The organism is bacterium, assembly GCA_035281585.1.
Classification (GTDB): Bacteria; UBA10199; UBA10199; order DSSB01; family DSSB01; genus DATEDP01.
In genome coordinates this window covers 1-7,393 of the sequence record DATEDP010000107.1, presented here as the reverse complement: position 1 = coordinate 7,393, position 7,393 = coordinate 1, and the positions used below count along the sequence as shown (strand labels likewise).

Sequence of the window (7,393 nt, the reverse complement as noted above, 5' to 3'; positions counted from 1 at the left end):
AATCCCCCCAACCCCCCTTTTTCAAAGGGGGGTAAAGAATACGCATGATCCAAGTTATTCAAGATTCTCTTTTGAAGCTCGAGCTCCCCTATCAGGAGGCTTGCGCCCTCCAGCGCACCAGCTACGTCGGCGGCGAGGGCCCCAAGGTCGGCATCGTCTCGGGCATCCACGGCGACGAGATCGAAGGGCTCTACGTCTGCCATCGCTTGGCCCATTGGCTCGAGGAGCTGGCCAAGACCAATCCCAAGGCCCTGCTCGGGCGGGTCGAACTCTATCCGGCGATGAACACCCTGGGACTCGACACCTTGCAGCGGCTGGTTCCGGTCTACGAGGTCGATTTGAACCGCAATTTTCCGGGCGATCCCCAAGGCGTCTTTCCCCAGCGGATCGCGGCCGCGGCGATGGAGGCGATGGCCGGATCGGCCCTGGTCATCGACATCCATGCCAGCAACATTTACCTGCGGGAGATCCCCCAAGTCCGGATCAACGAGGAGTTTCAAGCCCGGCTGGTTCCGCTGGCCCAAAAGATGAACCTCGACGTGATCTGGCTCCACGGCGCGATGACCGTCCTCGAGGCCACCATCGCCCACAGCCTCAATGCCGGCGGCGTGCCTTGCCTGGTCGTCGAGATGGGCGTCGGGATGCGGCTGACGCCGGAGTTCACTGAGCAGCTTGTCATCGGGATCCTCCACGTTTGGCGCGATCTCGGCGTCCTGGCCAAGGATCTGGAGCTTCCCGAGCTGACCCATGCGCCGTTCTTGGCCGACGGCGGCAACGTCCACTATCTCAATGCCGACACTTCGGGCCTCTTTGTGCCGGCGGTGGAGCATTGGACCTCGGTGACCAAGGGCGAAGTGCTGGGCCGCATCGTCTCGCCCTTCCAGGGTGGAGTGCTTTCCGAGGTCCGCTCGCCCTGTGACGGCATCCTTTTCACCCTGCGCGAATACCCGTTGGTCTACGAGGGCTCGCTGATGGCCCGCTTGATGGAGGTGAAGCCGTGACTCCGCCGTCCCTGCTTCACATGAGCGCGCCGCTGCGCGAGGACTTCGATATTCCCTTCCACCGGATCGGAAGGAAGGAAGGCCCGCCCGAGGTCGCCTTGGTCGGCGGCCTCCATGGCGAAGAGCTCAACACCGTCTTCGTCCTCGGCCGCATGGCCGACTACCTTCACCGGGTCGAAGCCGGAAAATATCCGGGCCTGACTTTGAAGGGCTCCTTCCTGATCGTTCCGGCGATCAACGTCTTGGGCCTCAACACCCGGAGCCGGCTCTGGCCCTTCGACAAGACCGACATCAATCGGATGTTTCCCGGCTACGACCAGGGCGAGACCACCCAGCGAATCGCGGCCGCGGTGCTCAAGGCCACCGAAGCGGCCAAGCTGCGGATCGAGCTACGCTGCTCGAACCAGGATTTGGAAGAGATGTCCCACGTTCGGATCTACGAGAGCGACGCCGAGGAGCGGCGGGTGGCCCAGGATTTCGGCTTGGGAACCATCTTGGAGAAGCGGATCGGCAAGCTGTCCAGCGTCAGCTTGATCCAGGCTTGGAAGAACTCGGGCGGCTTGAACTTCGTGCTCCGCGGCGGCCGCGGCGGCGGCCTCCAGCTGACCTATTGCGAGCGGCTCTTCGCGGCCCTGCGCGGCTTTCTCCACCATCGCGGCTTCTTGGTGGACCCTCATTGCCCCGATCCCGACGAGAACATCCTGCCTTACAAGCCGGATTCGGCCTTTCGGATCTTGTCGGAGAAGGCCGGCTTCTTCGTCTCCCACCTCAATCCCGGCCAATGGCTGCAGGCCGGCGATTTGGCCGGCATCCTCTACGACGGTTATACCGGAAAGGTCCGGGGCGAAGTTCACGCGCCGGTCGCCGGTTTGGTGCTGGGGCTGCGGCGCCAGCCGCTGACCTTCGAAGGCGACATGATCGCGAAACTCCTCCGACCCTGACTACGACAGGGCCGGCGGTTCCTCCCGCAGCTTGACCGGCTCGCCGTGCTTGTGGATCCGGATGTTGAGGACCTCGACGAAGAGCGAGAAAGCCATCGCCGCGTAGATGTAGCCCTTGTTGATGTGTTGGCCGATGCCCTCGGCGGTGAGCATGACGCCGATCAGGAGCAGGAAGGCCAGGGCCAGCATCTTGAAGGTCGGGTGGCGTTCGATGAAGCGGCTGACCGAGCCGGCGAAGAGGATCATCACGCCGACCGCGATGATCACCGCGGTGATCATGACCCAAAGCTGGTTGGCCATGCCGACGGCGGTGATCACCGAATCGAGCGAGAAGATCATGTCGAGGGCGATGATTTGGGCGATCACCGAGCCGAAGGAGGCCGCCTTCACCGTCTTGTCGCCTTCGACCGCGCCTTCGAGCTTGTGGTGGATCTCGTAGGTCGACTTGGCGATCAGGAAGAGTCCGCCGATCAACAAGATCAGGTCGCGGCCCGAAAAGCCGTGGCCGAAGACTTCGAAGAGCGGCGTGGTCAGCCGCATGACCCAGCTGATGCCCAGCAGCAGGGCGATCCGCATGCCCATCGCCAGCAGGAGGCCGATCCGGCGGCCTTTATTCCGCTGATTGGCCGGCAGCTTGCCGGTCAGGATGGCGATGAAGACGATGTTGTCGATGCCCAGGACGATTTCCAGGCTGGTCAAGGTGAGAAGGGCGATCAGGGCTTCGGCGGTGAAGATTTCAAACATGGCTGGGTCTCTAGCACTGTGTCATCCTGAGCGCCAGCGAAGGATCGACTGCCGAGCTCCTCAATGCCAAGAGCCTCCGCAGCTAAAATGACATTTCAGTCCTTCCCGAAATAGGCCTTGGCCTCCGGCCGCAGCCAGTAGACCAGCAAGGGCACGCAGAAGGGAATGAAGCAAGCGCTGCTCAGCCCAAGGCAGATAAGCACGATGTGGTAAGTCCAGGCCCAAGGCTTCCGCGGAATGAAGAAGGCGGTGACGTAAGCGCCGCCCAAGACCAGCGACATGCCGGTCAGAAAAACCAGGTAGCCATAGAATAGGAGCGGCGGCGTGTCGGCGGCCCGCCAAAAATCGGGCGAAGCCCGCAAGGAGAAAAAGAGGCCGACGGCGCAGCCGAGAATGATCAAGATGTAAAGGGCCGCCAAGGTCGCGGCATAAACTCGGTACCACTTGATGACGCCGGGAATCGGGGATTGGGCCATGGGAAAAATATGGCATAGTGTCATCCGGAGCGCCAGCGAAGGATCCACTACAAACGCTGTAGTGGATCCTACTTGTGCAATAACCTAAACATCTCCCGCAATGTCGCCGGCAGCTCCGGCGCCGCCCGCATCGTCTCGATGTCCAGCGGGTAGATTCGGCCGTTTTTGACCGCCGGGATCGAGGGAAAGCTCTTCCAGAAATCGCGGTGGCCTTCGCGGGCCGCCGCCGAGCCCTCGCTGCCCATCGCGAAGTCGAAGACCGCCTCGGGCGCCGCCCGAATCAGCAGCTCGGTCGTGTAGTAAGGGTATTTCAGCCGGCTTTCTCGGGCCACGTTGCGGGCGCCGATATATTCGCCGGCTTCGTCGAAGAAATTATTCCCGCCGGCCACCACCAAGGGACGGTAGCCGACGACGTAGAGGACTTTGGTTTTGGGCAGGCTCGCCGCTTCGGCCTTGAGCGCTTGGAGCTCGCCCCGCATCCGGCCGGCGATTTCGCGGCCTTTCTCCTTCTTGCCGAGCAAGGCGCCGAGGGCCTCGATCGAAAGCAGGGTCTGCTCGACCGTTCCGAAGCCCAAGGCATCCACCGAATAGCCCGAAGCCTTCAGCGCCTCGACCGGTCCGGCGCTGCTGTTGGCGGCGCTGCCCAAAGTGAGAACCGGCACGCCCCGGCTCAGCAGGAACTGCACTTCCTTCTGAGAGCCGTTCTCCACCGTTCCCATGACCAAGTCGGGATTCAAGCGCAGGATTTCCTCGGGGAAGGCCTGGATATAATCGGCCACCTTGGGCAGGGCCTTGGCCGCTTCCGGCCGCCGGCACCAAGTGGTGACGCCGATGACCTCGGGTCCGGCGCCGAGGGCGAAGAGAATCTCGGTCAGATTGGGCTTGAGCGAGACGATCCGCGAATAGGCCCAAGCCGGCGTCGAAAAAAAGAGGCAAGCGAGAAGGAGCAGGAGGCGAAGCCGCCGGAGGGCTTTAGGCAAGATTGGGCTCCGCCGAAGCGCCCATCTCGTCGAGCCACTTTTCGAAGATCTTGTCTTGGGTTTCGAGGAAGAAGAGCATGCCTTGGATCTCGGGTTTGCTGTCGCCCAGGATGTCGCGGTTCAAGAGCTGGGTTCTTTCGCGGAGCCGGCGGATCTCGGCGATGCATTCGTCCTGGCTGAGATCGCGGGTGAAGAGGCGATCGCGATCGAGGTAAACCTGGACGAAGCGCTCGTAGATGCCGAGAGTGTCCTCGAGCTGCTTGTGCTCGATGTTGCTGCCCCGCAGCAGGGCCTTGGCCTGCTTGAAGTGGCTCTCGGCCTCGGCGTAGTCGGCGCGGCTCAGCGCCATCTTGCCCCGGATGAAGTGGGGCTCGGGCGCGTCGGGATGCTTCTCGACGATGCGGTTGAGCAGGCGCTGGGCTTGGTCGGCTTGGCCGTATTGGCTCAGGGCCCGGGCCTTCATCATTAAAATTTCGCTGGAGCCGCTCAAGCGGAAGGCCAGATCGTAGAAGCGGATCGCGCCGGCGACCTGCTGCAATTGCTCGAGCTTGTGGCCGATGCTCTTGAGATACTCGGCAACCCGCAGCTCGCGGTCTTCGACCCGGAGCTCCTTGACGGTGTGATCTTCGAAGGTGTCGAGGGGAGAAGAGAAGGAGATTCCCTCGAGGTTGGCCGGTAGAGCCGACTTCAAGCTGGCGATATCTTCCTCGGCAATGCGCGGCGTGTTCAGCTCGACGCATTTGCCGCGGGATCGGTTATAAATAAAGATGGATGCCATCTGCCCTTCGCCCAAAAACCAAAGCTTTTAGCAACCAACCAACGATATCCGCTGTACAGATATCGCCCCGCGTCAGGCGATTAACCCTTCCACCGGGCCTTGTCAATCAAAGTGCATGGTCGGTTAATAAACTAGTGCGGAATTTCCCCTGAAGTCTGTACAAAACCGCCCCGGGCGCCCTCTACTCCCATTATCGGCTGTTCCGGCTCCTCGGTGTGGACGCCCTGCGTCATGGGTTGAGCCGCAGGACCTCGGGACCGAAGCCGACGAAATACTCGGCGCCCAGCCTGAAGCCATCGCTCAATCCGTTGATGTCGTTGGTTAGAGGATCGACACCGAGGCTCGAGCCGACGATCGTCCCTTGGTTCAAGTCGACGGTGTAGATCCGGCCGTCGTTGAAGTTGGAAACCACCGCGAAATTTCCGTCGGCGCTGACCTGAAGGTTGGAGAAAAAGATCCGCTCGCCCCCGATGCCGGCGGCCCGGAGGTCGATCTCCCGGACTCGGGAGGTCGGCCAATCGACCAGGATCAGCCTGCCGCTGTTGTCGGCGGTCGGCAGCAGGGCCCGCCTGCCGTCGGAGCTGAGAGCGATCTCGCCGGCCAGCCCGGCGCCGCGCCGGCCCAAGGGCAGGCTGGTTTCGAGCTCGAAGGTGTTGGGATTGAAGACGTCGAGGCTTCCCTCGCTGGTGACTTGGCCGTGGCGATCGATCGCGCCGCTGTTCACCACGAGCAGGCGGCCGTCGGCCTCGGCGACGCCGGTTGGGTTGAAGGCCGAGGTCGGCAGCTGGGAATACTCCTGAGTGAAAGGATCGAAAGCCAGGACGGTGCCGGGCTGGAAGTCGGCGGCGGCCTCGTCGTAATTCGAGGTCGCGACGAAAATCCGGTCGCCGATTTCGACCAAGCCCTTGGGGAAGGCCGGCCGGATCGAGGTCAAGTTCCGGCCGCTCGAGCTCTGCCCGCTCAAAGCCAGGGCGGTGGGGAAGGCGAAATGCGATTCCTGCCCCGGCGAGGGCCGAACCACGGCTAAGCCCGGGTTTTGGTGGGTGGTGATGTAGATGGCGCCATCGGATCCCCGCAGCACTTGGTCCGGCGGGTAGGTGAGCCCGATGAGGCTCTGGGCATTGGGCGAGGCAACATTCCAAGCGAAGAGATGGTGGTCGCCGTTGACGTAGTTGGCGCAGACGCCGAGGCCATCGTCCAAGTCGGTGATCATCCCGTCGTTGCCGCAGGGCGCCAGCGCCTGGCGGCTGAAGGTCGCGAAGCTCGGCGCGGCCGCCGGCCGGCCGCCGTCGGTGCCACCACTGCCGCCGCTGCCGTCGGAACCGCCGCTGTCACCGTCAGCCTCGAGCGGCGGATGGGAGCTGCAAGCCACCGGCAGGACGCTACCGGCCAAACCCCAAAGGCCATAGGCCAACGGGCTGCCGAGTTCGGGCTTTTGCACCGGCCGGGCATCGGCCAGCGCCGAGCGAATCATTCGCCGCCGGAACTCGAGGCTATTCCGCAGCAAGGCCGGCGGCCTAAATTCCCCCCTTTGAAAAAGGGGGGGCAGGGGGGGATTTAAAGCGCTGGAATTCACCTCCACGCTGGGCGCAGCCACCAGCGTCTCCGGCATCCGGCAAACCAATTCCGAATAATCGTAGTAAGAAAAACTGGGATCGATGCAGAGGTCTTGGGTCATATTCTTTCCTTTCTAAAAATCACTGATGAACGATGCTCACCGCGTCGAGATCGAAGCCGGCGTTGCCGCCGCTTCCGCTCGAGCTCAAATCGCGAATTCGAATGTAAGAGGCCCAATCCAATCCCAGCTCGCTCAAGTCGAAGGCGTCGCCGCCGGCCTCGGCCGGATCGGTCGGATCGAGGTCGTTGAGCTCGGGGTTGGCCAGCACCGGGTGGATTCCGGCGCAGCCGGGATAGCCGCCGGCGACATCGGTCGCCGCACAGTCGAAGGCAAAAAACTGGCTGCCGTCCTGGCTGACCGCGATCTCGCCGGGCTCGGCAAAAGGCGCCTGCGGATTGCCGTTGGCGTAGAAGGCATTTTCGAAAACGATGAAGTCGGCTCCGGTGCCGTTCAAGATCGGCGTCGCCGACTTGAGGACGATCACGCCGCCGGCGCCCAGCGAGAGGACATCGAGGCTGCCTTGAAGGAGGCCCGAGCCCTGGGGCGGGCCGAGGACGATGCCCGGCAATTGATCGGCGCCGAGGCCGGCGCCGGCTCCCGGCGTGAAGGAGACGACCTGGTCGACGTAAGGGTCGGAAGGCTGAGGTGTCGGGATGGCGGTGGCATCGGGCGTCGGCATCGGCTCCGGGCTCGAGCTGGGGCTCGGCGAGGGAGTGGCGCTCGGCGTCGGCGTCGGGCTGGGCGAAGGGCTCGGTGTCGGCGAGGGCGGCGGCAGGCCACCGAAATCGCGCTCGCCGGCGGTGACCCGGAGGCTGACCTCGCGGTCGCCGGCGACGGCCTGAATTTGAAAAACAT

General features: G+C 63.2%; 8 protein-coding genes. 2 read left to right on the top strand and 6 right to left on the bottom strand.

Features of this window, described 5'->3' with window-relative positions; genetic code table 11:
- Positions 1 to 44: 44 nt before the first annotated feature.
- Together VJR29_08655 and VJR29_08650 are read left to right on the top strand one after the other, a co-directional pair.
- Positions 45 to 1,001, top strand: a complete 957-nt coding sequence (locus VJR29_08655; GenBank protein ID HKY63474.1) for a M14 family metallopeptidase — start codon at positions 45 to 47, stop codon at positions 999 to 1,001.
- Entirely contained in the window at positions 998 to 1,942 is a 945-nt protein-coding gene (locus tag VJR29_08650; GenBank protein HKY63473.1) for a M14 family metallopeptidase, read from the top strand. The genes VJR29_08655 and VJR29_08650 overlap by 4 nt, the downstream gene beginning before the upstream one ends.
- Here VJR29_08650 and VJR29_08645 read toward each other — a convergent pair whose 3' ends face one another.
- The 6 genes from VJR29_08645 to VJR29_08620 form a co-directional block, all read right to left on the bottom strand.
- Positions 1,943 to 2,686 carry a TerC family protein gene (locus VJR29_08645; GenBank protein ID HKY63472.1) on the bottom strand — a complete coding sequence of 248 codons (744 nt, stop codon included), beginning with the start codon at positions 2,684 to 2,686 and terminating at the stop codon, positions 1,943 to 1,945.
- A 95-nt stretch (positions 2,687 to 2,781) separates the two neighbouring features.
- Entirely contained in the window at positions 2,782 to 3,186 is a 405-nt protein-coding gene (locus tag VJR29_08640; protein HKY63471.1) for a hypothetical protein, read from the bottom strand.
- 44 nt (positions 3,187 to 3,230) lie between these two features.
- Positions 3,231 to 4,142, bottom strand: a complete 912-nt coding sequence (locus VJR29_08635; protein HKY63470.1) for a helical backbone metal receptor — start codon at positions 4,140 to 4,142, stop codon at positions 3,231 to 3,233.
- Complete coding sequence (locus VJR29_08630; protein ID HKY63469.1) at positions 4,135 to 4,920, bottom strand: tetratricopeptide repeat protein; 786 nt, start codon at positions 4,918 to 4,920, stop codon at positions 4,135 to 4,137. The genes VJR29_08635 and VJR29_08630 overlap by 8 nt, the downstream gene beginning before the upstream one ends.
- A gap of 229 nt (positions 4,921 to 5,149) precedes the next feature.
- On the bottom strand, positions 5,150 to 6,598 hold the full coding sequence (locus VJR29_08625; GenBank protein HKY63468.1) for a hypothetical protein: 1,449 nt from the start codon (positions 6,596 to 6,598) through the stop codon (positions 5,150 to 5,152).
- 19 nt (positions 6,599 to 6,617) lie between these two features.
- Positions 6,618 to 7,393, bottom strand: a 776-nt coding sequence (locus tag VJR29_08620) for a hypothetical protein (protein HKY63467.1), incomplete at its 5' end; no start/stop codon positions are given.

Excerpts from the sequence above, each read along its gene's own strand:
- VJR29_08655 (HKY63474.1), top strand. The coding sequence starts at position 45 with ATGATCCAAGTTATTCAAGATTCTCTTTTGAAGCTCGAGCTCCCCTAT.
- VJR29_08645 (HKY63472.1), bottom strand. The coding sequence starts at position 2,686 with ATGTTTGAAATCTTCACCGCCGAAGCCCTGATCGCCCTTCTCACCTTG.
- VJR29_08625 (HKY63468.1), bottom strand. The coding sequence starts at position 6,598 with ATGACCCAAGACCTCTGCATCGATCCCAGTTTTTCTTACTACGATTAT.
- VJR29_08630 (HKY63469.1), bottom strand. The coding sequence starts at position 4,920 with ATGGCATCCATCTTTATTTATAACCGATCCCGCGGCAAATGCGTCGAG.
- VJR29_08640 (HKY63471.1), bottom strand. The coding sequence starts at position 3,186 with ATGACACTATGCCATATTTTTCCCATGGCCCAATCCCCGATTCCCGGC.